Raw genomic sequence first — 26323 nt, forward strand, 5'->3', positions numbered from 1 at the left:
GCGCGGAGGGCAATGCGGTGACACCTTTACTGGAACTGAAGCGAATAAAAAAGAGCTTTCCCGGCGTGAAGGCGCTGGACGGCATCGATCTGGCTATTCAACGCGGCGAAGTGCACGCCCTGCTGGGCGAAAACGGCGCCGGCAAATCGACGCTGGTGAAAATCATGTGCGGCATCCATCAGCCGGACGAGGGCGATATTTTTATCGACGGCGAGCAGCGCCGCTTTAACAACTATCGCCAGGCGATCGAGGCCGGGGTCGGCATTATTTTTCAGGAATTCTCGTTGATTCCCTACATGAGCGCCATCGACAACATCTTCCTCAACCGGGAGATCAGGAACCGCTGGGGCCTGCTGGATCGGCGGGCGATGCGGCGCAAGGCCGAGACCATTTTCAAACGGTTGACGGTGGCTATCGATCTCGATTGCCCGGTGGAGCAGTTGAGCGTAGCGCAGCAGCAGTTCGTTGAGATTGCCAAGGCGCTGTCGCTGGAGGCGCGGGTGCTGGTGCTGGATGAGCCGACCGCCACGCTGACGCCGGGCGAGGCCGAGCACCTGTTCAGCGTGATGAACGATCTGCGGCTGCTGGGCGTCGGCATGGTGTTTATCTCGCACCACCTGGACGAGATCTTCACCATCTGCGATCGCATTACCGTGCTGCGCGACGGCACCTACATCGAAACGCTGGCCACCGGCGACACCAACGTGGAAGAGCTGGTGCGGCTGATGGTCGGGCGCAAAATCGAGAACGCCTTCCCGGTGAAACAGCACCCGGTCGATACCGCGACGGTGCTGCTGGAGGCGGAGATCCAGCGCGAGAAGCACGGCGCGACCGACCGCTTCCACCTGCACAAGGGCGAGATCCTCGGCTTCGCCGGGCTGGTGGGCTCCGGGCGCACCGAGACCGTCTCGGCGCTAATCGGCGCCAGCCGCTGCCACCGCAAACGCGTCAGCCTCGGCGGCCAACCGGCGGCGCTGCGCTCCCCGGCGCAGGCGCTGGCGCAGGGTATCGGCCTGCTGCCGGAGAGCCGCAAAACCGAGGGCCTGGTGCTGCCGTTCTCGGTGGCGCAGAACATCACCCTCAACCGGCACCACCGGCGCGGCAAGATCTTCGTCAGCGCCCGTAAGGATCGCGACGTGGTGCAGCGGCTGATCCGCGCCGTGGGCGTGAAAACCCCGGACGCCGAGACCGCCGTCAGCACCCTGAGCGGCGGCAACCAACAGAAGGTGGTGATCGCCCGCTGGCTCAACAACGACTGCAACATCCTGATCTTCGACGAGCCGACGCGCGGCATCGACGTGGGCGCCAAGGCCGAGATCTACCAGCTGATGCAGCAACTGACCCTGCAGGGCATCTCCATCATCATGATTTCCTCCGAACTGCCGGAGATCATCGGCGTGTGCGACCGCGTGCTGGTGTTTCGCGGCGGCCACATCGTCGCCGAGCTGACCGGCGACGACATCGAATCCAACCACATCATGCTTCACGCGACCGGGAGTGCCTTATGATCGGAATTGAACAACCCGCCGTGGCGCGCCGCGCCGCCGGCCCCAGCCTCGGCAAGCGCTGGGAAAAACTGCTGCATCACCCGGCGGTCTTGCCGTTTATCGGCTTCGCTGTCCTGTTCGTATTGATGAGCCTGCTGAACGACAGCTTCCTCAGCGTCAACAACCTGACCAACGTGGCGCGCCAGGTGTCTATCAATGCCATCATCGCGGTGGGCATGACCTGCGCCATCCTGACCGGCGGCATCGATCTCTCGGTGGGGCCGGTGATGGCGCTGGCCGGCTCGGTCGCCGCCGGGCTGATGCTGGCGGCGGTGCCGATCCCGCTGGCGATGGTGGCGGCGCTGGCGGTCGGCGCGCTGTTCGGCCTGGCCAACGGCGCCTGCATCGCCTACCTGCGCATGCCGCCGATCATCGTCACCCTGGCGTCGATGGGCATCGCCCGCGGCCTGGCGCTGCTCTATACCGGCGGCTACCCAATCTCCGGCCTGCCCGACGTCTTCGCGTTCTTTGGCCGCGGCACGGTGCTGGGCATCCAGGTGCCGATCCTGATCATGCTCGGCGTGTACGTGCTGGCCTGGCTGATGCTCAACCAGCTGCCGTTCGGCCGCTACGTCTACGCGATGGGCGGCAACGAAGAGGCGGCGCGCCTGAGCGGCATCCGCGTGCCGCGCTACAAGATGCTGGTGTACGTGATCAGCGGCTTGACCGCCGCGCTGGCCGGGCTGGTGCTGACCTCGCGCCTGATGAGCGGGCAGCCCAACGCCGGCGAAGGCTTCGAGCTGGACGCCATCGCCGCCGTAGTGCTGGGCGGGGCGGCGATCTCCGGCGGGCGCGGCGCCATCATTGGCACGCTGGTGGGGGCGATGATGCTCGGGGTGCTTAACAACGGCCTCAATCTGATGAACGTGTCGCCGTATATCCAGAACGTGGTGAAAGGCGGCATCATCCTGGCCGCCATCTACCTCAGCTCCGTGCGGCGCAAATAGGAGGTGCGATGTCAGTCTTTCTTGGCATAGACGTCGGCGGCACGGTGATCAAGGCCGGGCTGTACCGGGCAAGCGGTGAAGAGCTGGCGATCGCCGAGCGCGACGGCGCGGCGATTGCCGCCCAGCCGGGCTTCAGCGAACGCAATATGGACACGCTGTGGGATGACGTTTGCGCGGCGATCCGCCAGACGCTGCACGCGGCGGGGCTGGAGGCCGGCCAGGTGCGCGGCGTCAGCTTCTCGGCGCACGGCAAAGGGCTGTACGCCATCGATCGCCACGGCAAACCGGTCGGCAACGGCATTCTCTCTTCGGACAACCGCGCGGCGGCCACGGCGGATGAGCTGCGCCGCGCCGGCGTGGACGCGCAGACCTACCCGCGCAGCCTGCAGCCGCTGTGGCCCAGCCACCCGGCGCTGCTGCTGCGCTGGCTGAAGCACCGGCAACCGGCGCAGTACGCCGCCGTCGATCGCATCCTGATGGCGCACGACTACCTGCGCTTTCGCCTCACCGGCGAGGCGGCGGCCGAGGTGACCAACATCTCTGGCAGCAACTTGTTTAACCAGCACAGCGGCGCTTACGATCCGGCGCTGATGGCGGCCTTCGGCATCGAAGAGGCGCAGGAGAAAACCGCGCCGGTGATCGGCTCGGCGCAGCTGGCCGGGCGGGTGACGGCTGCGGCGGCGGCGCAGTGCGGCCTGCGAACGGGCACCGCGGTGTACGGCGGCCTGTTCGACGTGGTGGGCGCGGCGCTCAGCTCCGGCGTGGCCGACGATCGCACGCTCAGCGCGGTGGCGGGCACCTGGTCGATTGCCACCTGCGTGACCGAGCGCATCATTCCCGCCGATTACCCCTACGCCTGGGGGCGCTACTGCATCGACGGCCGCTATTTCGTGCACGAAGGCAGCCCGACCTCGGCCGGCAACCTGGCCTGGTTCCTGCGCCAGTTCTGCGCCGACGACCGGCAGCGCTACGCCCAGTTCAACGCCTGGGTGGCCGAGCGCCGCGAGCAGCCGAGCGGGCTGCTGTTCCTGCCTTATCTGTACGGCTCCAACCTCGGCGGTAACACGCCGGGCGGGCTGATCGGCCTGAGCGCCCACCACGAGATGGCGGACGTGGTGCAGGCGATCTACCAGGGCATCGTGTTCTCGCATCTGATTCACCAGGAGCGCATGGTGCAGCTGAACCCGCGCATCGAGCGGGTGCGCATGACCGGCGGGCCGACGCAGTCCGAGGTGTGGATGCAGATGTACGCCGACGCCGGCAACCTCCCGCTCGAGGTGGTGGAAACGCGCCAAAGCGGCTGCCGCGCCGCCGCCCTGTGCGCCGCCGTCGGCGCCGGGGAGTACGCCGGGTTCGCCGAAGCGATCGCCGCCGCGCCGCCCAAGCTGCGCTGTTATTATCCCGCGACTGCCGCCCACCGGCGCCTGCGCGCCCAGCAGGCGCGCTATCTGGCGGTCGCTCAGGCTTTGAGTGAGGTGACTGATGCAAACGACTAACGCCGCCTGTCTGGGGCTGTATGAAAAGGCGCTGCCCGCCGATCTGAGCTGGCCGCAGCGGCTGGCCACCGCCGCCGAGCTGGGCTTTGAATTTGTGGAGATGTCGATCGACGAGCAGCCGGCGCGCCAGCAGCGGCTGGATTGGGATCGCCGCCAGCGGCTGGCGTTTATCCAGGCGCGGCTCGACAGCGGGGTGACGGTGCCGAGCCTGTGCCTGTCGGCGCACCGGCGCGATCCGTTCGGCAGCCATGACGCCGCCACCCGCGAACGGGCGCGGGTGCTGATGAGCAAGGCGCTGGAACTGGCGACGGATCTCGGCATCCGCAATATCCAGCTGGCGGGCTACGACGTCTATTACGAACCCGCCGATCGCCACAGCCGCGAGCGCTTTATCGAGGGCATGCAGTGGGCGGCGGCGCAGGCCGCCAGGGCGCAGGTGATGCTGTCGGTGGAGGTGATGGACACGCCGTTCATCAACAGCATCAGCAAATGGCGCGACATCGCCCGCCACGTCAACAGCCCGTGGTTCAGGGTGTATCCCGATCTCGGCAACCTCAGCGCCTGGGGCAACGACGTCGCCGCCGAGTTGGCGCTGGGCATCGGCAGCATCACCTCCGTGCACCTCAAAGACACCGTGGCGGTGGGGCCGGGCAGCACCGGGCAGTTCCGCGACGTGCCGTTCGGCGAGGGCTGCGTGGATTTCGCCCACGCCTTTTCCGTGCTCAATGCGCTCGGCTATCGCGGCCCCTACCTGCTGGAGATGTGGGCGCGCGAAGACGGGCAGGATAAGCAACGCATCGCCCAGGCCAAGGCCTGGATCGAACAACAGATGATCGAGGGAGGCATCGCATGCTGAACGAACTCAAGCGGCAGGTGTTGGCCGCCAACCTCAGCCTGCCGGCGTACGGGCTGGTGACCTTTACCTGGGGCAACGTCTCGGCGATCGACCGCCAAAGCGGGCTGGTGGTGATCAAGCCTTCGGGCATCGCCTACGAGGCGATGACGCTGGAGGATTTGGTGGTGGTGGATCTGGAGGGCAAGGTGCGCGAAGGGCACCGCAAGCCCTCGTCCGACACTGCCACCCACCTGGCGCTGTACCGCGCCTTCGCCGATATCGGCGGCGTGGTGCACACCCACAGCCGCAACGCCACCATCTGGGCGCAGGCCGGGCAGCCGATCCCGGCGCTGGGCACCACCCACGCCGACTACTTTTACGGCGACATTCCCTGCACCCGGCCGATGAGCGAGGCGGAGATCGCCGGCGACTACGAGGGGGAAACCGGCAAGGTGATTATCGAAACCTTCAATCAGGCGGGGCGCGATCCGCAGCAGGTGCCGGGAGTGCTGGTCTATTCCCACGGCCCGTTTGCCTGGGGCAAGGATGCGGCGGATGCGGTGCACAACGCGGTGGTGCTGGAGGAGGTGGCGATCATGGCGATGGCGACGCGCCAGCTGGCGCCGGCCATTGCCCCGATGCAGCCGGAGCTGCTGGATAAACATTTCCTGCGCAAGCACGGCAAACACGCCTACTACGGGCAATAGCGCCCGTCAGCGATTCAACAGCGAGCCGGTGAAGAACTCTCTGCGCACCGGCAACTCGCCGCGCGGGCTGTGAATGGCGCTGAACAGCAGCTCCGCGGCGATCTCCCCCAGTTTCTGCGTATCGTGATACACCCCCGGAATGTGCAGGCCGTAAGCGCCGGCGCGCGGCGGCTCGTCTATCGAGAAGAACTTCACCTGCTGATAGAGCCCCATCTCGTGGCAGATGGCGATGGCGCCCAGCGTGATGATGCCGTTCAGGCCGATGATGCAATCCGGGCGGTTCTCCGGCTGCGCCAGATAGGCGCGCACCTCGCTCTCTTGCGAGGTGAAATCGTAGTCGCCGTTGATGATATGAATCTCACGGCCGCTGCCCTGCAGCGCTGCGACGATGCCGGCGGTGCGCGTTAGCGTAATTTCCGAATCCGCCGGGCCGCCGATAATCAGCAGCTTCTGCTCCGGCTGCTCCGCCAGATAGCGCCCGGCCAGCACGCCGATCTCGCGGTTATCGAGGAACACGCCGCTCAGCTGCTGATCGTAGAGATCGCGGTCGATCAGGATCAGCGGCACGCCGTACACCTCGGCCAGCTCGAGATAGGCGGGACGGTAGCGCTTGTCGTCGCGCACCGCCGAGAGCAGGATGCCGCGCGCCTTGTAGCCGAACAGCGCCTGAATGGCGCGCATTTCCGCCTCTTCGCTGCCGTCGGTGTCGAACAGCATGATCTGGTAGCCCTGCTGGCGCGCAATGCGCGACACGGTCTTGATCAGGCCGGAATAGAACGGGTTGTACATGCTGCTGGTGACGATGCCGATAATCTGGCTGCTGCTGCTTTTCAGCCCCTGCGCGAAGGCGTTGGGCACATAGTTCAGCTCTTTGGCGATGGCGTGAATGCGCTCGCGGGTTTCCGGCTTGACCAGCTCGGGCTTATTGAAGGCGCGGGAAACGGTGATATTGGTCACCCTGGCGCGGCGGGCGATATCCACGATAGTGGCATTGGGATTGGCTTTCGACACCGTCTTTCCTTGCGTTATGCCTCAACAGATCCCTTATTGTAGGGAAAGGGCGGGGGCGGTGCTAGGGGGGAGTTAGGGGATGGGCTGGAGTAGGGGAGAGAAAATAAACAAATGAAAGCGAAGTTAATAATTTCATTTATTTATTAGTAGCGAATTAAATCATTTTATGTGGCTATATTTTGTTGGAGGAACCTTTGCTAAAGTGTGTTTTATGTTCGAGGTTTGGTATTAATGACTGCTTTGTGCCAAAAGCGGACGAGCTAACTGAGTTATTGTTCAAAGGCACGGTTCTATCGAAGAATACAGATATGCCGATTCAATATGGGCAGACAACTCTAGCTACAAGAGGTAAGAAAAGTAATGTGGCGACTGCCAAAATCTTAGAATACAATGGATGGATATAAGTAATAGTAGCTCTACCTAGTTTAGGAGAAAAAATTGGAAAATTACGTTGATATTCCTATTCCTTCAGAGAACATTGAAAGTGGATTATTGCCCATCTATAAAGGACAGGTTCTTTTTATTCTTGGGGCCAATGGCGCTGGCAAGTCATCACTAATATATCACGCACTAAGAAATCTAGGAGATAATAATAACATCGTATTGATATCTGCACATAGGCAAATTTGGTTTGATACATCGGTTATTGACATGTCGAACTCGGAGTTCGCTTCTACTTTAGAATATCTTCAAAATAACGTAAGATACTCAAACACTTCTCGCTGGAAAGTCGAGGATGCAAGACAAAGCAAGCTTCCTATTATTAGATTAAAAAAAGCAATTAATAGAAGAAATAGAGATGTTGCTGATAAAGTAGACGCAAGAGATATAGATGGAGCGCTCAAGGTTAGTGTGTCACCTAAAGAAATAATTAATTCAGTTTTAATATCATCAGGAATGCCTATCACAATAGATCACGATGATGAAGATAATATTATAGCAGTCAACTCAAAATATAACCCGCCAGCAATTTATTCTATATCTCAACTATCTGACGGCGAGAAAAATGCTATAACTATATCCGCTGATGTTATATCAGCATTGCCAGGTACTCTTTTTATCATTGATGAGCCTGAAAGGCATTTACATAGGTCTGTTTCATCTCCCTTGCTATCGGAGCTGATAGCAATCAGGCCTGATTGTTTTTTCATTGTATCAACACACGATATAGGTCTTGCTTCAGATATGGATAATTCACAGATCCTTTTGGTGAAATCGTGTAAATATAGATCTGAAATCGCAATCTCGTGGAACACAGAACTCATTAGAGATCCCGGTTCAATTCCTGATCACATAAAAAAAGATATTATCGGTGCAAAAGAGAAAGTTATTTTCATAGAGGGGATAAACTCAAGCCTTGATATAGGACTTTATAAATCAATTTTTCCCAATGTTTCGTTAATCCCGAAGGAAGGCTGTGAAGATGTAGCTATTTCGGTCAGAGGCATTAGAGGTAATGATAAGCTAGGATGGGTTAATGCATTTGGTTTGGTTGACAATGATAATAAGAAAACAGAAGAGATTGATAGCTTAAAAAGTGATTTTATCTTTACTTTAAAATATCACTCTATTGAATCAATATTCTATCATCCTGTAATGATAGAGTTCTTTATAAAAAAGTACGGTAACATTTTTGAAATTGATATTTCGGTTATGAATATTATCAAACAAGATATTCTTGCCGTATTAATTGACTCTTCAAAGAAGAAGGATTTATGTAGCCTTGCTGTTAATAAATCAGTAAGATGGATGTTTAATCAGTTGATGCCAAGTCATAGAGGCGGCTTCGAAAATAAAAGCGTGTCAATCAATGCTGGAGATATTTATAGCAACGAGCTATCGATTTATGAAGATGCTCTTGAACGAAAAGATGTTAATTTCTTGATAGAAAGATATTCAATTAGGCGAACTGGTATGATAGATAAGATAATTCGTAGGCTTAACTGTCCAAACCGTGCATTTTATGAAACTAAAATTATGTCCTTAGTGAGAGATGACCAAGAGGCTAGGAATTTTGTTATAGAATGTTTGGATGGATTACCAGAGTTTGTATATTCTTGAAAAATATTTCACACTGATAAACATCGGGGATAACAGTCCATCTTTCAAATGGGTCTGTTATCTCTATGGTTTTTCTTAATCTGCATTCATGTTAGACAGTGCTCGCTTCTTAGCACTACATATTGTGACCGCCTCTCGCCCGTAGCGGATTTTCAGATCAGGTAACGTGTCCGCTTCGTACCAGAGCTGGCTTTAAACCTCAGTGATTTGATTAGCACAACTCCTGTGATAAACATACAGCTGCAGTATTGCTTTTTAAGGAGCGTAGTACAATAGGACACCCAAAAATGTCAGTCGGCAAAAGCCGACTGAAAAAACGGTGTGGACAAGTAATGTCCATTTAATACCATTTCTCGATCAAAATGTGCTATTTTGAGGGTATTCTTAACCGTGCAAAAATTTTCTGATTTATCATACAAAGAGTCTTATCATGTGAAGCCATTACGTTGTACATCAAAAAATTATTACAAGAGAAATTATGATACCGCCAACAAAAATTGATACTTCAAGTCTACTTACCATACTGGGCGTTATTGCTGCTGTGTGGGCTCTTATTACGCCAAATGCTCGACTACGTTTAAGGTTCTGCCTGGCGTGGTGGGATTGGGCAATTGTTGGGTTTGCATTCTTACTAAGCAATTATTTGGTGCTTGCACCAGCTTTAAAATCACTAGACTTATATTTTAGCTTTGGCTCTTGGAAATGGGGATTCGATAGTTCAAGTGCCGTGTACCTGATATCACTCGTAGTTGCTATTTACATTTTATTTCGCTTAAAAAACCCTAAACTCTCAGTTGGAAGAACAGGAATATTTCTAGAGTTAGTAGAAAACTTGCACCTTACTAAACGATACGATGATCTGGCACAGTTGTTGGCACCTCAACTAGAAAAGTTAATATCAATAATTGATAGGCCGGTGAAGAATCGACTTTGTAATAAGATAGCTAACAATCTCCGCATCTCTAATCGCGAGACAGCTGCCGAATATGCGCATGAGGCATTATTTAATATTGTATCATCACCTGAACTTACCAATCACTTTGCACTTGCGCACCCATCCCTCTGCCTTGAGTTAATCAAGATCGAGCCAATAGTTCGTTCTGATTTTACTTCTAATTTTATCAGTGCATTACTCAATTCACCTAGCAGTCGTCTATATGTTGAGCTTAAAAATAATCTTAACGTTAGTCGAGGACATCGTTTGCTGATTCCAAAAAACAACCGTATATTACATTTTTTCTTTTCTAACGCTAAGTTTTCAGCTGATTTAGCAATATACCGTGACATCGGTGAATATCTATACTGGAGGTTAGATGAAGATGAAAAAATTATTGCTTCACTTAATAAACCTTTAGGTTCCTATTATGATGTTTCGAAGTATAAATGTCCTATTTACTCTGGGGTCACGCTGTTTGAAATCATGATTCATGAAGGGATTCATCAGGGACTTCAGGATCATCTATGGCTGCATTACTATACATATTTTGCAAAGAAAATTATAAAGAGTATGAATAGGCAATCGGATGAATATAGTGGTGAATGGGAAACACCTTTTCACTTCCTTCTCTGTCATTTATTTAGCGTCGCTACAGATTGGGCAGAGCAATGCGAATGGATAGATGAAAAGGAGATCCCTCAAGAAAATAAAGGAACAAATAATTTCGAACTTCATTACATTTCAAAAGAGGCCACAAAATTACTTGGTGCTATGCTGCGCTTGGTTATACCTAATAATAAACTTACTTTGAAATCTAGAAAAGATATTCTTGATATGATTGTGTCTTGTTATATCAGGTTAAAAAAGAATAAAAAATTAAAAGACGTCGCGGACTCATTGTTAATTTTCACAACTAGAGGTGAAGACAATTCGGCATCGACGCATTATCGTAGAGAGCTTCTAAAAATATTCAATGCACTTGATGATCATCGATTAAGAAGTGACGCTCCGGAATTTCGAGCAGCTATAGAGTCAGCCATTCAAGCAAGGCCGAATTAGATAAATCAACCACCTGCATAGCGGGTGGTTTAGACATAGACCTTTAAGTACTCCTGAAAAATAGAGGTGCCTCTAACTGTTGATGTCTAGGTGTTAGTCAGCAGTAATTTGGTAACCTAGTCAAGTTTATAATTTTCTCAACGTAAAAAAGAAGTATTTCTGATATTGAGTTATACTAATTTCACCACTTTTTACAAAATTATGGAAAATTTTTGTATTAGTAATCTCGATAATTAGTGTTGTTCTCATCAGTCGTTATGAAAAATTTTGAACTTCCGCTCCTCGTTCAAAGCAGCCCCTCAAATGCCGCCTATCAAAGCAATAAACCAGCACCAGAAGCGATGAGGCAAAGGTGCTCAAGGGCTCACTGGGCGAAAACAGCGAGCCCCGCTTAAGAAAGTTCGATAAACAACGCAGGTAATGAATCCCACGATCGACTACCGTAACAACACCGCTAATCTAGCAGCGACTTTTCACCCCCAACCTCCCCCACAACCCCGGCAACAACCCCAACGTCTCATCAATCAGCGCCCGCCGGTCATTACCCGGCTTCCAGATGGTCACCATAGTTTGGCTGATCCCCTGGCTGCCCACTTCGGTGCGCAGCGTGTTGACGCTTTTCCACTGTTCGGCATGCATATGCGTCGGCAGGAATCCCCAGCCGCAGCCCTGTTCGAGCAGGGCACGCAGCATCTCCAGTTCGTTGGTAAATATGGTATGCCCGGAAATTTGCAGGCGGCGCGCCACGGGCTCGTCAGAATCCGGGTGCATGATCACCTGCGGCGTGAGCGAAAGTTCCAGCAGCGAGAGCGGCTGTTCCGCGCCGGGGAAAAGCGCTTTTGCGGCGTAAAAGTCCATCTCTATCGCCCCTAAGGCGCGCCACTCCATGGCGTCGCCCACGCTGCGATGGCGCGCCTGGCAGATGCCCAGATCGGCCTGGCCGTTTGCCAGCAGCCTTTCCGCTTCATCGCGCGAGGCGTTAATCAGGCTCAGGCGCGTGTTGCGTTGGGCCATGGCGGCAATCAACGCCTGCAGCAACGCGCGGGGCGTGAAGGGATCGTAAACCAGAGAAATTTCCTGCGCCGCGCTCTTCGGCACGTCTTTGGCAAACGCCTCAAACGCTTTCACCTGGCGCATCAGCAGGTGCGCCTGGCGCTGCAGCTGTTCGCCCTCCGGCGTCAGGTGCAGGCTGCGCCCCTCGCGTAGGAACAGCGCATAGCCCAAGCCATCCTCGAGAAAATCAATCAAATCGCGCAGCGTCGTGCGGTCTTTGCCCAGCTTGAGCGCGGCTTTCGCCAGGCTGCCGTGCTCGGCCACGGCGGTGAAGGCTTCCAGTTGGGCAAAGGAATAAATCAGGCTCTGCACGCGGTTCTCCCGTCGATTTTGCGGGGGATTTTCCCCCATCAGGAGTTTTTTATTATAGGCCGCGTTTTTTTAAGCTGAACGCCTTCCTGAGCTAAGCGAGAAAAAATATGAAAAGCAAAGTGTTTAACCGCAGCCTGCTGGCGGGCGTTGCCATTAGTCTCTGCAGCGGCTTGTTGGCGCCCGCCGCGCTGGCCGCCTGTGCGGGCACCGAACTCAGCGCCTGTCCCGCGCCTTTCGATGCGCAATTGCCGGACACGCATAAGATGCTCACCTGGAGCCAGAGCGACCGGGTGATCGGTTTTCGTAATGACTACCGCAACTATGCCGGGGATGTGTTTCATCACGGCAACGCCACGCCGCTGCTTACTGCCGCTAAGCAGCTAACGAATGCCAGCTATCGGGTGAATGGCAAAACCTACAGCCTGCAGGATTACCTGCAGCGCCAGAACGTCAGCGGCATGCTGGTATTGAAGGACGGCAAAATCGCCTGGAAATATCTGGGACAGGGCAATACCGACGCCACCCTGTGGACGTCGCGCTCGGTGGGCAAATCGGTGGTCGCTACGCTGGTGGGCGTGGCGATTAAACAGGGCAAGATCCGCTCGCTCGACGATCTCATCACGCAATACGAACCCGATCTGAAAGGCACCGCGTGGGACGGCGTGACCCTCAGGCAGCTGATCACTCACACCTCGGGCGTGGCGTGGAATGAGGATTACACCAACCCGAAATCGGACTTCGCGCAGCTGACCGAGTGTGAGGCCAAGCCTGGCACTTACGCCTGCGTGCGCAAGCTGGTGGCCGGTTTGCAGCGTGCGCATCCGGCCGGGCAGAACTGGTCTTACTCCTCCGGCGGTGCGTGGCTGCTGGGCGACGTGCTGGAGCGTGCCACCGGCATGCCGCTGGCGGCCTATCTTGAGCAAAGCATCTGGCAGCCGTACGGCATGGCAAGCGACGGCGTGTGGCATGCCTACGCCAAAGGCCAGCACGACGTGGGTGCGCACGGGTTCAACGCCACGCTGGAAGACTGGGGGCGCTTCGGTGAGTTCATTCTGCATAACGGGAAGCTGCCGAACGGCAAACAGATCTTGCCGGCTGATTGGGTAGCCCAGTCGTCCAACTGGACGCGGGCGGCGGGCTCGGTGTCGGCGGCCCATCCTAACGGCATTTACGGCTACCAGTGGTGGAACAACGAAGTGCCAGTGAATGCGACCAACGTAGAACCCGCTCCGCAGGCCTCCCTGAAACATTCCCTGTGGGCACTGGGGATCTTCGGCCAGATGATTATGGTCAATCAGGCGGAGAATCTGGTGATCGTCCAGTGGTCCACCTGGCCGCAGGCAGAGCCGTCCTTCAGCGCACAACCGCTGGAGGCCTCGCTGATGTTTAGCGCGATAGCGAAGGAAGTGCGTTAACCCTCGGTAGCGAGCAGGGGCGGTTGCCATTTCGCCCCTGTTATAAATGTGCCCGTGCATATAACAGCGCGGAAACGGCGGTCTGGGCTATGCTTTTCACCACATCCATTTTGCGCCGAAACGGGCGTGACAAAAGTGCGATAGGTCAGGCCAGGTTGAAGCTCTTTATCGAACGGCTCTCACAGGAGTGGCTAAATTGAAAATCGATTGGCATAGCGCATTGCTAACACGCGCCACGATCGTGGATAAAAGCTACAAAAATACGCAAAACGTTCGTCGTTTCATGGTTGAGGCGTGCGGAGAGGACTTTCGCTTCGATCGTGAATTCATGGCATGGATACGCAATGACGTGCCAAAGACGTTAGGTGATGTGGTCGATGAGTGGCGGCGCAGGCACTCCCTCAACCCTGGCCGATAGGGTTCAACCTGCGGACGAGTAAATCATCTTCAGCCTTTCCCATCACACCACTGTTCTCACCCCTAACCCCGCCGATCAAACCGATAAACCAGCGCCAACGCCAGCGCCAAAATCAGCAGCGGCGGGGCGAGGGCGGTGAAGGGCGCGTTAAGAGCGAACAGCAATCCCAGGTTGAGGACGATCTGGTAAGCGATATAGGTCAGCAGCCCGACGATCACGCCGAGCGCTAATCGGCTGCCCATGCCGGGGGCGCGCGGGGCGGTAAAGGTAAACGGGATGGCCAATAGAATCATCGCCAGCACCAGCAGGGGCTGGCCGAGTTTTTTCCACAGCGCCAGGCGGTATTCGGTGCTGGGCTGCCCCGAGCCCTGCAGGTAATCGATATAGCGATCCAGCTGTTGCAGCGAGAAGCTGCCGGCCGGCAGGGTCAGCTCTTTCAGGCTCGGTACGGCGAACAGCGAGCGCCACGGCAGGCTGCTTTGCCGCTCAATCGTCTCCTTTCCGCCTTGCCAGCTTTTCTGCATCACGTTATGCAGCAGCCAGCTGCCGTCGGCGGCGGTGCTGGCGCTGTCGGCGTAAAGGTAAGATTCCAGCGTGCGGTTGGCCTGATAACGGAAGATCTCAATGCCGTGGGGCTGGTCGTTCTCATCGACGGTTTTGACCGTCACAAACTCGTTGCCGCGCCGCGCCCACAGTGGGTTAACGGTGACGTCGTTATCGTTAGACTGCGCCAGCGCGTTGTTCTTCATCTGCAGCGCGCGCTGCTGCAGCGGCGAGGCGGCCCATTCATCGAGGGCGCCGAGCGACAGGTTCATCAGCAGCCCGGCGGCGAGCATTACCAGCGCAATGCGGAATATCGACATCCCGGCGGAGCGGATCGCGGTCAGTTCCAGGGTTTTGGACAGCTGCCCCAGCCCGACGATGCCGCCGAGCAGCGCGATAAACGGCCCCAGATCGACCAGGCTGCGCGGCAGGGTCAGCACGGTCACCAGCAGCGCCTGCTGCCAGCGGTAGCCGCCCGGGGTCACGTCCTCCAGCTCGTTGATCAGCGTAAAGGTGGTGAACAGCGGGATGAGCAGCCCGGCCGCGGCGGCGAAGCCGATGAACACGTTGCGGATCAGGTAACGGCTAAAAATAGTCATTGGGAGGGTTTCCGCAGCAGGGATAAGTCGCGCGCCAGCAGCAGGGCGATACCAGCAGCCATGGCTATCGGCACCAGCCAAACGCCGGGGATCGTCGGCAGAGAGCCGTTGGCCACCAGCGTGCGGCAAATGTTGCCGCTATAGAAAATCACGGTAAACAGCACCGTCAGGGGCAGCAGTGCGGCGTAGCGGCCCTGCCGCGGCTTGATGCGGCTAAAGGGGATCGCCAGCAGCACCATCAGCACGGTGGTCAGCCCGCGGCTTTCGCGCCATTGCAGTTCGGCGGCGTCACCCGGATCGGCGGAGCGCGCCAGCTCCGCCGGCGAGGCCGACTTGTGCCGGCTCTCGGCGCTGGGCACGAACGGCTTGAGCGCGATGTCAAAGTTGTCGTAGTTCTGCCCGTTGTCGTCGGTGCCCTGACGATCCAGCACATAGGCGGTGCCGGTTTTCAGCCGCACGGCGGGGCTGGCGGGGGAGGCGTCGAGCACCTCAACCGACTGCGCGCGGTACAGGTTGGTGTGATGGCCGCCGCGCACATAAATCAGGGCGTCCGTTAGGTGGTTGGCCGTTTTGTCGACGTGACTGGCGAGGATCATGCGGCCGTTGCCGCTGACGTTGAATTTGTCGGCCTGCAGGTGGCTCACGTCCAGCACCGACTGCGACTGTTGCTGCAGCTGATAAATATTGGCGTACGCCCAAGGCCTGCCATACAGCGACAGCAGCGTGACCGCGATCGCCAGCGGCACGGCCAGTATCAGCACCGCCTTGTACAGCCGCAGCGGGCTGGCGCCGGCGGCCAGCATGGCGGTGATCTCCGCATCGCTGTACAGCTGGCTCAGCGCCACCGCCACCGAGACATACAGCGCGACGGGCAATATCATCTCCAGCGCGATCAGCGATTTATAGAAAACCACCTCGGCCACTACCCGCAGCGCCAGCGTGCCGTTGGCGGCGTCGGTCAGGTAGCGCTGGGCGGAGTAGCTGGCGAACATGAAGATCAGAAACCCGGCGATCATCATCACCAGGCGGCGGATCTCAACCGTGATGTAGCGTTCAATTAAAGACATGCGTCATCGGCTCCCGGCGGCGTGCGCGTCATGGCGTCTCCCGGTCGATCAGGGCGCGCAGCAGGGCGATCACCTGGTCAACTTCCTGCGGCGTGAGTGCGCCGTCCTTAGCCCACTGCACGCGCCCGGCCTGGTCCAGCACCACGATGGTGGAGCTTTCTTCCGGCAGCCTCCAGGCCATGCGCCCCAGCCCGTCGCTGTCGACGATGAACTGCGCCCAGGGGTAATGCCGCTTGTTTTTCTCTATCTTGCCGCGCACGAAGAAGCCGGAGCCCGGTATCGCGTCGTCGGTGTTGACGATGGTGGTGGGCTGGAAGCGATCGACCGGCAGGTTCGCGTCTTTGACGGCGTTGATCAGCAGCGAGTTCTTCTTTTTGGCGGAGGTGCGCCCGGCGATGTACTGGATCACCCGCACCTTGCCCGCCAGCTTTGCGCTGTTCCACGGCCGGTAGTAGAAATCGCCGTTGCGCAGCAGCAGCTCGCCGCGATCGGTGATGGCGATCGGCGCCACCGGCCGGCCATGCACGAAGTTATGCGCTGACGCCGCCAGCGGCGACAGCAGCAGCGCGAGGGTTAGCAAGCGGCGTAACGTCATCATGGCTCCGCGCAACGCGCTTATCTGCCCGCCGCGATGGCCGGCTGGGAAAACGACAGCGGAAAGCGCGCCAGCAGCAGCTCCAGGCGCTGGCGGATGTCGATATCCAGGATAGCCGGCCGATCATAGATATCGCCGCCGGCCAGCTTGTCCGCCACCATCACGTCATGCCGGTCGCCCATCAGGCCGTTAATCGCCGCCAGGAAGCGCGAGATCTGCCGGGCTTCGCGGTTGTCGGGATCGATCGATCTCAGCGTGTCGTAAAACGACACCTGGCGGCTGACGATTTTGCGCACGTCGTGGAACTGGTGCCCGGTCAGCGCCGGGCTGGCGATCAGCGTCTGCAGCTGGCGCATTTGCTCCTGGCGGTAGGTGACAAAGCCCTGTGCGCTTTCCAGCCGGGTGTGGCGCAGCGCATAGCGCACGTACGACCACACCGGCTTGCTGAGCAGCAGCCGCAGCAGGTTGCCGTACAGCGTCAGGTTCTTCTGGTTGCCGTTGCGAAACGCATCCTGAAAATGGCCGAGCACCACGGTGGTGGTGTGGAACAGGCGGTTGGCGCGGTGGGGCGCGCCGTACAGCTGCTGGGCGAAGCGCAGGTGCTTATAGCGGGCGCGGATATATTTGTAGCGCATGCGGGTAGCCGCCGCCAACTGCGGGTCTTGCAGGAAACCGTTCACCAGTTGCAGCAGCTCGCGGCGGGAAAAGCCGTCTTCCCAAAACTGTAGGCACAGCGCGTAGTTGTCCCGAATGCTCTCGGGGGTACACTGCAAATCAATCTGCTGCGGCAGGCTGATATTTGCCTCAACCAGGTCATCCTCTTCCACCGCGACAAACAGCGCCTGGGTGGTTTCGGCGGAGAACTTCTTCCAATTATCGTTAGCGGTCATTAATTACTCTCTTTGGGCACATTCAGCCCCAACATAAAGCGATTGCGGTAGGCGCCGATCGTCGGTATCAGGGATAACAGAACGTCTAAACATTGCCCCAGTAAATAAGCGAAGGCGGCGCCCTGCACGCCGAAGGCATACGCCATCGACACCAGCAGCGCAATGTAGGCCGCCGAGGCCGTCGCCTGCGCGATCAGGAAAGCGCGCTGCTTGCCTGCCATAAACAGTAAGGATTCCTGCGGGAAGCCCATCATGGAAACGATGATCGCGCCCAGCATGATTTGAATCAGGTCATAGGCTTCCAGGTATTGCTGCCCGAAGACGGCGGAAATGAGCGGCTTGCCCACCAGCAGCATCAACACCGCGACGGCCAGGCCGATGCCGCCGGCCAGCAGAGAGGAGCGCAGGCCCAGCAGCCACGGGGTCTTGGTGCGCGGGTCCAAGCGCATGATCTCGGGATAGAAGCTTTTCTCCAGCAGCTTGGCCGGGGTGCCCGTCGCATCGAAGAAGGTCATGGCGATCTTGAACAGCCCGGCGGCGGCCGGCCCGAGCACCACGCCCACCAGCACGGTGGTGCAGGAGTTGCGTGCGGCCCAGATGGTATGGGCGATGTTGGTGGTCCAGACGAAGTTCCAGGCGCCCTCGATGCGGCGCGCGACGTTGAACAGCCGTGGCCTCAGCGCGCCGTGGATATCGCGGCGGCGCAGCTCGCGCGCGGTGAACCACCAAAACAGCGTGCCGCCGATCAGGTTAGAGGCGTACCAGGTGACGATAAAGCCAGGGAATCCCAGATCGAAATAATAGGAGATGACGCTGCCCACCGCCTGCAGGAAAGGCTTGATGGCCTGCTGGATGGCGATGAGATCGAAGCGGTTGAAGGCGCGCAGCACGCCGGTCGGCGTGGACGAAGTCATCGACGGGATCAGGGTGCAGTACAGCATGGCGAGCCAGAAACTTTCGCTGTCCAGCCCCAGGGCGTGGGACAAGAACGGCAGCATGATCATGCCGCCCAGCACGGCGATGACGCCGCTGGCGATATCCAGCCCGAAGGAGAAGGCGACGACGTCGCGGAAGCGCCCGGTGTTTTGATGCTCCAGCGCCGGGGTACCGAATTGCACCACAAACTGCCAGGTCTGGAATTTGATGAAATCACTGACCGCTTTGGTATAGGCCTGGATCACCACCAGCACGCCGAACATTTCAGGCGACATGCCTTTACCGGCGCAGGAGAGCGCCAGCAGGCCAAGCAGTGCGCTGGCCACGCTGCCGGAGCCTAAGTAGGCGGCATTACGTAAAATGGAGCGAAACGCGCCATCGGAAAACCACCGTTTCATAACCCAAACCAGCCGTTATCGTTGTTTTGCTGCATCTTGTGTTCCGCTGTCATGCGCTTGCCCTGTATGCGTTTAATAAACCTGAGTTTCTTCGCCGGCGTTTTCGCCGGGTTGCCCGATGTCGCTCTGTGGGCGCTTCACGGGGGGCACCACGGCCGAAATGGCGTTGAGCGCGTTGCTCAGCACCTCGTCGTATGGGGCTCTGGCGTCCAGCTCGATGATGCGTGCGCCGTTGTACTGCAGGCGCACCATGGCGGAAATCTTGTCTTTCAGTTCTTCATAGCTGTGATCGGGCTTACGGGAAAACGCCGTATCGACGTCGATATCGAGGCGAATGATCAGCGCCGGCCGATAGACGGCCATGCGTTGATATAAACGGCGTTCGCGCGCCGCCAGGCGGCTCAATAGCCAGCCTTTTGCGCGCTCCACGCCGATACCGGGCCCGTCGTAGTAAAAACCAGAAATTTCCGCCTGCGGGTAGCGATCGCTGATCACCAGCACGCCGCTCTGCGCCAGCCGCCGCACCTTGCGCAGGTTGGAGGCGCGCCACAGCGAAAAGCCGTACATGATCAGCGCCGCCCACAGTGCCGGCGGCCTGTTGCTCATGCGTTGGGTTTTATCGGATTTGGCCGCCAGGCGCCGTTCCAGCCACACGCCGATGAAGGGCAATTTCTTGATTTTGTCGCCGTCTTCGCCGGAGATCAGCCCTAAATAGCGCCGCTGCGTGGGGCGATGCTGCTGCAGGTTTTTCACCAGATCGGCGGTCAGCGTGGACTTGCCGGTGCCGTCGCTGCCCACCACGGCAATCAGCCCGCTAATGCAGGTGGAAGAGGAGTGCTGTTCGGCAGTGAGTTTATTTTTTTTCATCTGTTTCGGTACGAAAAGGTTATTTGTCGGCTAGGCATTGGCGGCCCTCAGCGATATTTTAACGGCGCGCAGAGATTCATCGAAAATATGGCTGGCCGGTTCGCGGCCGTCTAAATCCAGTATGTTAGCGCCGTTAAACGTCAGGTGCGGGATGACGGCGATCTTTTCACGCAACGCCGCCAGCGAGTGATCGGGTTTACGTGAATAGGCCGTTTGTTCGTCAATATCCAGCCGAATTAATAATAGGGGCTGATAAGACGCCATCCATTGGTACAGGTGTTGTTCGCGCTTTCTCAGCCAGCGTACCCAGCGATTGCCGCCGGCGGTTTTTGCCAGCTGCGGGCCATCGAAACGAAACCCTGCCACTTCGGCCTGCGGATAACGATCGGTAATCAGCAATGCGCCGCGGCGACTTTTCTTCAGCATGCGGCGGAATTTATAGACGCGCCAATAGGAAAGTAAAAAAATCACCAGCGCCGTGGCATTATCCGGCGGTGCGGAAGGGCGATCGTGCACGCGCTGCGACTTCTTCAGCAAATAACGCCCGAAGGGCGCGCCAATAATCGGCAGTGAACTGATCCATTCGCCGATACGCCCGGAAGACTGGCCGAGATAAAGCAGTTCGGCAGGTTCTTTTGCCGATAAGGCGTTGACCAGACTGGCGGCCAAGGTGGATTTTCCCGAGCCGTCACAGCCGGTTATCGCTATTACGCGCACGGGCGAGCGATCAGATGAAGGTCTTATCTGCTGACTCACAATAATTGATCCAATGCGAAAAAAACTATTGTATTCCAATACGCCTTGGGTTCAAGATATTTATTGTGCTTTGCTACGATAAAATAATGAGATGGGTATTTTTGTTCGTTATTCGAATTGATATTCATGGCGTTCGTTCTTGTTATTTTGTGCTAATTGTTCGCGCGCAGGTCAGTTTCGCTTTTTATGTTAATTTCCGGAATGGCCCGCAGCGGAAAAAGAGCAGAGGTTTTTAATTTTCGCTTAATCTTTTGTGCTGTTTGGCGCTGCATTGAGGCAATTTATTTTGCGCGGCTGCCGAGCAAGGTTAAGCGTGATTTCGCTGCAAACATGGCACGCCGTTTCTGGTGTATTGAAAGAGAGTCTTATTATGAGTGCAAAATTTCCGCCGTTGATTGCGGTTATTGGCAGCGACGGATCGGGTAAGTCCACCGTTTGTGAACATCTGATCGAATATGTGAAACATTATGGCCCGGCGGTGCAGGTGCATCTGGGCAAACAGGCGGGCAACGTCGGGCGCGCGGCGGCGAAATTGCCGCTGCTCGGGCGCTCGGTGGGCAAGGCTATCGAGAGCAATACCAAAAAAGTCAAAACGAAAAAATCCCGGATTGGCCTGTTGCCGTCGGCGGTGATCATCGCGTTCGTGGGGCGGCGGCTGCTGCGTTTTCGTCGCATGCTGACGTTTCGGCGGCAAGGGTTCATCGTGCTGACCGACCGTTTTCCGCAGGCGCAAATCCCCGGCGCTTACGACGGCACGGTATTTCCCGTCGACGTTGAAGGGAGCCGTTTTGTCCGTTGGCTGGCGGCGCGCGAGCGGGCGGCGTTCCAATGGATGGCGGGGCAAAAACCGGATCTGGTGCTCAAGCTGAATGTCAGTCTGGCGGTGGCCTGCGCGCGCAAACCCGATCACCGCAAAGCGGCGCTGGAGAAGAAGATCGCCGCCACGCCGTTATTGACGTTTGAAGGCGCTGACATCGTGGATCTTGATGCCGATCGGCCGATCGAGGAGGTGCTTTCTGCGGCGGAAAAAGCCATCGCGGAATTTATGGCGGCGCAGGGGTATCGCTATTCGACTGATGGAGTATCAACGGCTGCGCACTGAGGTGCGCAGCGATTCGGCAGGGCGGCGATGCCATTTTCGGCACCGCCGCCGCGGCCGAGAGGAAAAGGCTTTATTTTTTCAGCGCCGCAAAGGCGCGCACGATGGTGTCGATCTCTTCATCGCTGTGCGCGGCATTGACGCTGCAGCGCAGCAGGGTAACGCCCGCCGGCGCGGCCGGTGGCAGCACCAGATTCACATACACGCCGTGGGCGATCAGCTCGCGCCAGAAACGCAGCCCTTCTTCCTTCGAGCCGATCATCACCGGCACCACCGGGCTGATGCGCGGCCCCAGGGTATACCCCAGCTCGGCGAGGCCGTGGTACAGGCGGTGCGCATTGCTCCACAGTTTTTCCCGCAGCTCGGGATGGCGCGCGATTTTTTGCAGCGCCGTGCGCACCGACGCGATGCTGGAGGGCGACGGCGACGCGGTAAAGATATACGGCCGGCTGCTGTAGCGCAGCACGTCCATCCCCTTGCCGCCGACGGCGAAACCGCCGATCGAAGCCAGGCTTTTGCTGAAGGTGCCCAGGATGATATCCACGTCTTGCTCGACGCCCAGCGCTTCGGCCAGACCGCGGCCGTGCTCGCCCATCACGCCGAAGGAGTGCGCTTCGTCGACCAGCAGATAGCCGCCGAGCCGCCGTTTGATGTCGACGATTTCCACCAGCGGGGCCACGTCGCCCAGCATGCTGTAGATGCCTTCCACGATAATGATCGCCTCGCGGGCCCGTTCGCCCAGGCGCAGCATGCGGCGCTCCAGATCGGCGGCGTCGTTGTGGCGGAAGCGAATAATCTCCGCGCCGCCGAGGGCGCAGGCGTCGTAAATGCTCGCGTGGCTGTCCGCGTCGATCAACACCACGGAGCCCGGCCCCGCCAGGGTGCTGATGACGCCCAGGTTGGCGGTATAGCCGGTGGAGAACACGATGGCGCTCGGGCGATCGAAGAATTCCGCCAGCTCCCGTTCCAGCGTCAGGTGCGATCCGTAGCTGCCGTTCGCCATGCGCGAGCCGGTGGTGCCGGTGCCGAGTGCGGCCAGGGCCGATTGGCCGGCGGCGATCGCCTGCGCATCGAACGTCAGGCCGAGATAATTATTGGTGCCGGCGAGGACAATCTTTTGATCGCCGATGCGGCCCTGGGTGGCGGAATACACTTCGTCGATACAGGTGCCGAACGGATTCAGACCGGACGTTTGAAATTGTTCACGGTCATTGGCGAGCCGCGCAAACTTATCATACAGTCCCATGGCTTTTCTCCAGATAAGGGCGCAGCGCGTCAAGCAGTTGCTCAGGCGTTCTGACATCAAGCAATATATTGATAGGAATGGAGATATCTAATTCATCTTCCAGCATCATCAGCAGATCCAGGACTCTGATGGATTCCAGGCCAAGATCATTGACGAGATCGCTATCAGGTTTTATTTCCACTCCGCCTTCGACGATACCTTGCAAACACGTCAGGATATAATCCATTACAGCATCGCGATTTAGCATAAGAACGTTGACACACCTCTATTTGGAATAATTAAAACAGCCCTTCACGCAGCGCGCGCTCCAAACTCACCTGTGGAAACCAATTAATCTGTTGCGACAGCGCGTGATTGCTGGCGGACCAGTCGTGATGGGTTAATTCGCGTATTTTGCTGCGCGTCAGCATCGGTTCCTGTTTGACCAGGCGGTTCCACACCACGCTGATATCCGCCAGGGTTTTCAGCAGCGGCAGCGGAATGCCCACCAGACGCACCGGCCCGTGCCGCACGGCGGCGCCGATGTCCCGCAGGCGCAGCCAGTTATAGCCTTCGGCCACGCCGTCGCACAGCTCGTAAATATTCGGCTGCGCGGGTTCGGCCTGCACCCATTGGCTGACCGCCTTGGCCAAATCGCTCACGTGCAGAAAAGTGAGCCTGGCGTCAGGCGCACCCAGCCGGGGCAGTACGCCGCGCAGCAGGCCGTTGAACAGCGGCTTCAGCTCTTTATCGCCGGGCCCGTAAACCGCCGTCGGGCGGAAAATCCCCAGCGCGATATCGCCCGTGGCGGCGATGAGTTGCTGCTCGGCGGCCTGTTTTGAATGGGCATACCAGGACAGCGCCGGATGGCGGGCCGCCAGCGACGACATGAACAGGAAGCGATGGCAGCGGCCGTTCTGCCTGGCGGCCTGCATCAAATTCAGGCTGCCGGTCACGTTGCAGCGGGTGAACACCGCTTCCGCATGCCCGCGTACCTGGCCCGCACAGTGCACCACGCACTCTGCGCCGCGCACCAGCTCGGTGAGCGAGGGCCGATCTTCCAGCGCGCCGGGGATCCACTGCAGGTTGTCGATGGCGGCTTTTCCGGCTTGCCGCGTCAGGGCGCGCACGCTAAGCCCTTGCGCCAGCAGTTCCTGGACGATGTGCCGGCCGATAAAGCCGGTCGCACCCGTCACCGCCACGGTGCCGCTCATTGCGCGAAACCGGCCAGCTGCGGCATTTGCGGGTAGAGCGAGGCGCTCAGCCAGCGTTTCTTGGCCTCGGCACGGGCGGGTTTGCCCGACGACGTGCGGGGAATGCTGTGCGGCGGCAGCAACTCGATATCCACCGCGATGCCGAACTCGCTTTGAATGCGCGCGCTCAGCGAATGCACGATTTGCTCCCGGCGTTCTTCCGAGCTGACTCGGCACTGGATTTGCAAAATGATCCTGGCCGCCTCGTCGTGTTCTTCGGTCACGAAGGCAATCGCATCGCCGGAACGGATTTCAGGCTCGGATTCCGCGACGTACTCGATATCCTGCGGCCAGATATTGCGGCCGCGAATGATGATCAGGTCCTTCTTGCGGCCGGTGACGTACAGATAACCGTCCAGCAGATAGCCCAGATCGCCGGTGTCCATCCAGCCGGTCACCTGGATCTGCTGTTGGGATTCGTCGTCGCAGAAATAACCGTTCATCAGGCTGGGGCCGGAAATTGTGATATGACCGACCTGGCGTTCCGGCAGCGGCTGCCCGGTTTCGCTGCGGATCTCGATGCGGTGGCCGGGCAACGCTCGGCCGCAGTTGACGAAGGTCGAGACGGCGCGGGTCTTCTTGCCGGGCGCGACCGCCTTACCCTCGTACTCCAAAATATCGCGGTCGACGGCGTTGGTTTGCGGGCCGGAGCAAGGGTCGGAAAAGCTCACCGCCAGAGTGTTCTCGGCCAGGCCGTAGCACGGCATGAAGGCTTTGCTGTCGAAGTTGATGCTGCTGAAGTGTTCGCCGAACTGGCCGAGCAGCTCGGCCGGGATCGGCTCGGCGCCCACGCCCGCGACTCGCCAGCTGGAGAGATCCAGATCGGCCAGCTCTTTGGCGTTGCTGCGGCGCAGGCACAGGTCGTAGCCGAACGGCGGGGCGACGGACACCGTGCCGCGATTCTTGGCGATCAGTTTCAGCCACTGCATCGGGCGCATGGCGAAATCTTGCGTGCGCAGGTAATCGACGGACAGCTGAGTCGCCACCGGGGTCAGCAGAAAACCGACCAGGCCCATATCGTGATAGAAGGGCAGCCAGGAGACGCAGCGGTCGCCCGCGCGCAGCTTGATCCCGTCGCGGCTGATCGCGTTCAGGTTCGCCATGGCCGCCCGCTGGGTAATGATCACGCCGCGCGGAAAGCGGGTGCTGCCCGAGGTGTATTGGAGATAGGCGATGTCGTCGGGCGAAGGTGCGGGCAACGCGATTTCCGGCTCCGGCAAGGCGTTAAAATCCTCGTCGCTGAGGATGTGCAGCGACGGCGCCTTTTCCGTGGCCGAGGCGATCAGCGGCGTCCACTCTTCGCTGCTGATGATTGCCGCGGGGTTACAGCTGGCGATCAGCCCCTTCAGCTTGGCGGTGTAGGAGTCGCGTTGGCCGACGCCCATCGGGATCGCCAGCGGCACCGCCACCAGGCCGGCATATTGGCAGGCGAAAAAGGCTTCGACGAATCCCGCGCTGGTTTCGGCGATCAGCGCCACGCGATCGCCTTTCTTGAGTTTCAGCGACAATAAACGCCGCGCGCCCGAGATCGCTTTTTGCTGCAGCGTGCGGTATTCGAGCACGGTCACGAGTTGATTGCGCCGATCGTAAAAATTCATTCCCGTATTGCCCAGCGCCGCGTAATCCAACGCGTCCACTAAAGTGGGGAAGTCCGCATAGCGCATGGGAAGAGAATGAACGGAACTTGTTTCAGACATAGACAAACTAGCCATAGATTAAAAATCACCAAAAGAGATAAAAGACTCTTGGCGAGGTAATTGATATTTTACTATGAATAGGGTTTGAATAAGTTTGTTATTCAACCATCTTCATTCCGCGAACAGCGTATATTACCGTGCTTGAACGGTACGCCGGTTATTACCCGGGCAGAGTGTGGGTTGCCCGTTTTATCAGCCTTGTACGGCACCCTGGCGATATACAGGGGGCTATTGTAAGCTCCGGGTTTCGCCGTTCTTTAGCCTGAATGTGTCGGGCAGAAAATAACTGTCGACTCATGGGTTATGACCTCGTGCATGGCTATCTTAGAACTTAAACACTTCCTAAACAGTATGCCGCAAGAAATCAAAAAGTGAATGGCTCATTTAAGCTGAATCTTAAAAAGAGCATTAAGTGGTAAAAATGGCGATCCCGCTCCTGATTAAAGTCGGTACACTAAATGCGGCAGATTTCTTTTGCCCATACAGCACGAAATAATAAAAGAGCATCATTAGCGTAGCATGTCAGCGCCGCTTTTTGTTTCCCTTTTTTCGAACAATCACGGAAACCTCAGGGTGAATATCGGGCAATGAGCACGCTGA

At 57.7% G+C, this 26323-nt stretch carries 23 protein-coding genes; 10 read left to right on the forward strand and 13 right to left on the reverse strand.

Annotated features, from left to right (window positions below; genetic code table 11):
- The first annotated feature begins 17 nt into the window (after positions 1-17).
- Genes ACUXAC_RS02815 through araD form a run of 5 tightly spaced genes read left to right on the forward strand, consistent with a single transcriptional unit; the run spans position 18 to position 5532 of the window.
- Complete coding sequence (locus ACUXAC_RS02815; protein WP_439069206.1) at positions 18-1508, forward strand: ATP-binding cassette domain-containing protein; 1491 nt, start codon at positions 18-20, stop codon at positions 1506-1508.
- Positions 1505-2494 (forward strand): ABC transporter permease, encoded by a 990-nt coding sequence (locus ACUXAC_RS02820; RefSeq protein ID WP_043136365.1) that lies wholly within the window; start codon positions 1505-1507, stop codon positions 2492-2494. The genes ACUXAC_RS02815 and ACUXAC_RS02820 overlap by 4 nt, the downstream gene beginning before the upstream one ends.
- Positions 2495-2502: 8 nt before the next feature.
- Positions 2503-3990 (forward strand): FGGY-family carbohydrate kinase, encoded by a 1488-nt coding sequence (locus tag ACUXAC_RS02825; RefSeq protein ID WP_454266464.1) that lies wholly within the window; start codon positions 2503-2505, stop codon positions 3988-3990.
- Complete coding sequence (locus tag ACUXAC_RS02830) at positions 3977-4846, forward strand: L-ribulose-5-phosphate 3-epimerase (RefSeq protein ID WP_437221859.1); 870 nt, start codon at positions 3977-3979, stop codon at positions 4844-4846. Before ACUXAC_RS02825 ends, ACUXAC_RS02830 begins: the two co-directional genes overlap by 14 nt.
- Positions 4840-5532 (forward strand): L-ribulose-5-phosphate 4-epimerase, encoded by a 693-nt coding sequence (gene araD, locus ACUXAC_RS02835; RefSeq protein ID WP_033632583.1) that lies wholly within the window; start codon positions 4840-4842, stop codon positions 5530-5532. The genes ACUXAC_RS02830 and araD overlap by 7 nt, the downstream gene beginning before the upstream one ends.
- A gap of 6 nt (positions 5533-5538) precedes the next feature.
- Here the strand turns inward: araD and ACUXAC_RS02840 are convergent, their stop codons facing one another.
- On the reverse strand, positions 5539-6543 hold the full coding sequence (locus ACUXAC_RS02840; protein ID WP_130018581.1) for a LacI family DNA-binding transcriptional regulator: 1005 nt from the start codon (positions 6541-6543) through the stop codon (positions 5539-5541).
- A 438-nt stretch (positions 6544-6981) separates the two neighbouring features.
- On the opposite strand from ACUXAC_RS02840, the gene ACUXAC_RS02845 reads away from it, so the two are divergent.
- On the forward strand, positions 6982-8604 hold the full coding sequence (locus tag ACUXAC_RS02845) for an AAA family ATPase (RefSeq protein ID WP_421115061.1): 1623 nt from the start codon (positions 6982-6984) through the stop codon (positions 8602-8604).
- Between the two features lie 478 nt (positions 8605-9082).
- The gene (locus ACUXAC_RS02850; RefSeq protein WP_421115062.1) at positions 9083-10600 is read left to right on the forward strand and encodes a hypothetical protein; all 1518 of its coding nucleotides are present in this window, start codon (positions 9083-9085) and stop codon (positions 10598-10600) included.
- Between the two features lie 459 nt (positions 10601-11059).
- Here ACUXAC_RS02850 and ACUXAC_RS02855 read toward each other — a convergent pair whose 3' ends face one another.
- A complete protein-coding gene (locus ACUXAC_RS02855) occupies positions 11060-11965 on the reverse strand; it encodes a LysR family transcriptional regulator (protein WP_421115063.1) in 906 nt (301 codons plus the stop codon).
- Between the two features lie 107 nt (positions 11966-12072).
- Here ACUXAC_RS02855 and ACUXAC_RS02860 point away from each other — a divergent pair, with 107 nt between their 5' ends.
- Together ACUXAC_RS02860 and ACUXAC_RS02865 are read left to right on the forward strand one after the other, a co-directional pair.
- On the forward strand, positions 12073-13380 hold the full coding sequence (locus ACUXAC_RS02860) for a serine hydrolase domain-containing protein (RefSeq protein WP_421115064.1): 1308 nt from the start codon (positions 12073-12075) through the stop codon (positions 13378-13380).
- A gap of 196 nt (positions 13381-13576) precedes the next feature.
- Positions 13577-13798, forward strand: coding sequence for a DUF6434 domain-containing protein (locus ACUXAC_RS02865; protein WP_421115065.1), 222 nt, complete (start codon positions 13577-13579; stop codon positions 13796-13798).
- Positions 13799-13860: 62 nt separating this feature from the next.
- Here the strand turns inward: ACUXAC_RS02865 and lptG are convergent, their stop codons facing one another.
- The 7 genes from lptG to ACUXAC_RS02900 all read right to left on the reverse strand — a co-directional run bounded on the left by lptG (position 13861) and on the right by ACUXAC_RS02900 (position 20449).
- Complete coding sequence (gene lptG, locus ACUXAC_RS02870; RefSeq protein ID WP_421115066.1) at positions 13861-14940, reverse strand: LPS export ABC transporter permease LptG; 1080 nt, start codon at positions 14938-14940, stop codon at positions 13861-13863.
- Positions 14937-16007, reverse strand: coding sequence for an LPS export ABC transporter permease LptF (lptF, locus tag ACUXAC_RS02875; protein WP_421115067.1), 1071 nt, complete (start codon positions 16005-16007; stop codon positions 14937-14939). The genes lptG and lptF overlap by 4 nt, the downstream gene beginning before the upstream one ends.
- Before the next feature lie 28 nt (positions 16008-16035).
- Entirely contained in the window at positions 16036-16602 is a 567-nt protein-coding gene (locus ACUXAC_RS02880; protein ID WP_225528590.1) for a YtfJ family protein, read from the reverse strand.
- Positions 16603-16622: 20 nt separating this feature from the next.
- Positions 16623-17492, reverse strand: coding sequence for a hypothetical protein (locus ACUXAC_RS02885; protein WP_225528591.1), 870 nt, complete (start codon positions 17490-17492; stop codon positions 16623-16625).
- Positions 17492-18826: a lipopolysaccharide biosynthesis protein gene (locus ACUXAC_RS02890; protein ID WP_049200021.1), complete on the reverse strand. Its 1335-nt coding sequence runs from the start codon at positions 18824-18826 to the stop codon at positions 17492-17494. The genes ACUXAC_RS02885 and ACUXAC_RS02890 overlap by 1 nt, the downstream gene beginning before the upstream one ends.
- A gap of 72 nt (positions 18827-18898) precedes the next feature.
- Positions 18899-19693, reverse strand: a complete 795-nt coding sequence (locus ACUXAC_RS02895; RefSeq protein ID WP_060420296.1) for a nucleoside/nucleotide kinase family protein — start codon at positions 19691-19693, stop codon at positions 18899-18901.
- 30 nt (positions 19694-19723) lie between these two features.
- Positions 19724-20449 carry a nucleoside/nucleotide kinase family protein gene (locus tag ACUXAC_RS02900; protein ID WP_060420298.1) on the reverse strand — a complete coding sequence of 242 codons (726 nt, stop codon included), beginning with the start codon at positions 20447-20449 and terminating at the stop codon, positions 19724-19726.
- A 370-nt stretch (positions 20450-20819) separates the two neighbouring features.
- On the opposite strand from ACUXAC_RS02900, the gene ACUXAC_RS02905 reads away from it, so the two are divergent.
- The gene (locus tag ACUXAC_RS02905; protein WP_454266468.1) at positions 20820-21551 is read left to right on the forward strand and encodes a thymidylate kinase; all 732 of its coding nucleotides are present in this window, start codon (positions 20820-20822) and stop codon (positions 21549-21551) included.
- Positions 21552-21621: 70 nt separating this feature from the next.
- Here the strand turns inward: ACUXAC_RS02905 and spt are convergent, their stop codons facing one another.
- From spt to ACUXAC_RS02925, 4 genes are read right to left on the reverse strand one after another with little or no spacing between them, the layout of a single operon-like run.
- Entirely contained in the window at positions 21622-22794 is a 1173-nt protein-coding gene (spt, locus tag ACUXAC_RS02910; RefSeq protein WP_141959732.1) for a serine palmitoyltransferase, read from the reverse strand.
- Positions 22781-23041, reverse strand: a complete 261-nt coding sequence (locus tag ACUXAC_RS02915; protein WP_019453571.1) for an acyl carrier protein — start codon at positions 23039-23041, stop codon at positions 22781-22783. The genes spt and ACUXAC_RS02915 overlap by 14 nt, the downstream gene beginning before the upstream one ends.
- A 31-nt stretch (positions 23042-23072) precedes the next feature.
- Complete coding sequence (locus tag ACUXAC_RS02920; RefSeq protein ID WP_387441691.1) at positions 23073-23987, reverse strand: NAD-dependent epimerase/dehydratase family protein; 915 nt, start codon at positions 23985-23987, stop codon at positions 23073-23075.
- Positions 23984-25723: a fatty acyl-AMP ligase gene (locus ACUXAC_RS02925; protein ID WP_172906261.1), complete on the reverse strand. Its 1740-nt coding sequence runs from the start codon at positions 25721-25723 to the stop codon at positions 23984-23986. Before ACUXAC_RS02925 ends, ACUXAC_RS02920 begins: the two co-directional genes overlap by 4 nt.
- Positions 25724-26323 lie beyond the last annotated feature (600 nt).

This window comes from Serratia sp. 121840015-1, from assembly GCF_053627655.1.

Bases quoted from the DNA above. Each gene is read 5' to 3' on its own strand.
- lptG (WP_421115066.1), bottom strand. From the start codon at position 14,940: ATGACTATTTTTAGCCGTTACCTGATCCGCAACGTGTTCATCGGCTTC.
- ACUXAC_RS02830 (WP_437221859.1), top strand. From the start codon at position 3,977: ATGCAAACGACTAACGCCGCCTGTCTGGGGCTGTATGAAAAGGCGCTG.
- lptF (WP_421115067.1), bottom strand. From the start codon at position 16,007: ATGTCTTTAATTGAACGCTACATCACGGTTGAGATCCGCCGCCTGGTG.
- ACUXAC_RS02925 (WP_172906261.1), bottom strand. From the start codon at position 25,723: ATGTCTGAAACAAGTTCCGTTCATTCTCTTCCCATGCGCTATGCGGAC.
- ACUXAC_RS02880 (WP_225528590.1), bottom strand. From the start codon at position 16,602: ATGACGTTACGCCGCTTGCTAACCCTCGCGCTGCTGCTGTCGCCGCTG.
- ACUXAC_RS02890 (WP_049200021.1), bottom strand. From the start codon at position 18,826: ATGAAACGGTGGTTTTCCGATGGCGCGTTTCGCTCCATTTTACGTAAT.
- ACUXAC_RS02905 (WP_454266468.1), top strand. From the start codon at position 20,820: ATGAGTGCAAAATTTCCGCCGTTGATTGCGGTTATTGGCAGCGACGGA.
- ACUXAC_RS02885 (WP_225528591.1), bottom strand. From the start codon at position 17,492: ATGACCGCTAACGATAATTGGAAGAAGTTCTCCGCCGAAACCACCCAG.
- araD (WP_033632583.1), top strand. From the start codon at position 4,840: ATGCTGAACGAACTCAAGCGGCAGGTGTTGGCCGCCAACCTCAGCCTG.
- ACUXAC_RS02915 (WP_019453571.1), bottom strand. From the start codon at position 23,041: ATGCTAAATCGCGATGCTGTAATGGATTATATCCTGACGTGTTTGCAA.
- ACUXAC_RS02920 (WP_387441691.1), bottom strand. From the start codon at position 23,987: ATGAGCGGCACCGTGGCGGTGACGGGTGCGACCGGCTTTATCGGCCGG.
- spt (WP_141959732.1), bottom strand. From the start codon at position 22,794: ATGGGACTGTATGATAAGTTTGCGCGGCTCGCCAATGACCGTGAACAA.
- ACUXAC_RS02820 (WP_043136365.1), top strand. From the start codon at position 1,505: ATGATCGGAATTGAACAACCCGCCGTGGCGCGCCGCGCCGCCGGCCCC.
- ACUXAC_RS02895 (WP_060420296.1), bottom strand. From the start codon at position 19,693: ATGAAAAAAAATAAACTCACTGCCGAACAGCACTCCTCTTCCACCTGC.
- ACUXAC_RS02860 (WP_421115064.1), top strand. From the start codon at position 12,073: ATGAAAAGCAAAGTGTTTAACCGCAGCCTGCTGGCGGGCGTTGCCATT.
- ACUXAC_RS02825 (WP_454266464.1), top strand. From the start codon at position 2,503: ATGTCAGTCTTTCTTGGCATAGACGTCGGCGGCACGGTGATCAAGGCC.
- ACUXAC_RS02850 (WP_421115062.1), top strand. From the start codon at position 9,083: ATGATACCGCCAACAAAAATTGATACTTCAAGTCTACTTACCATACTG.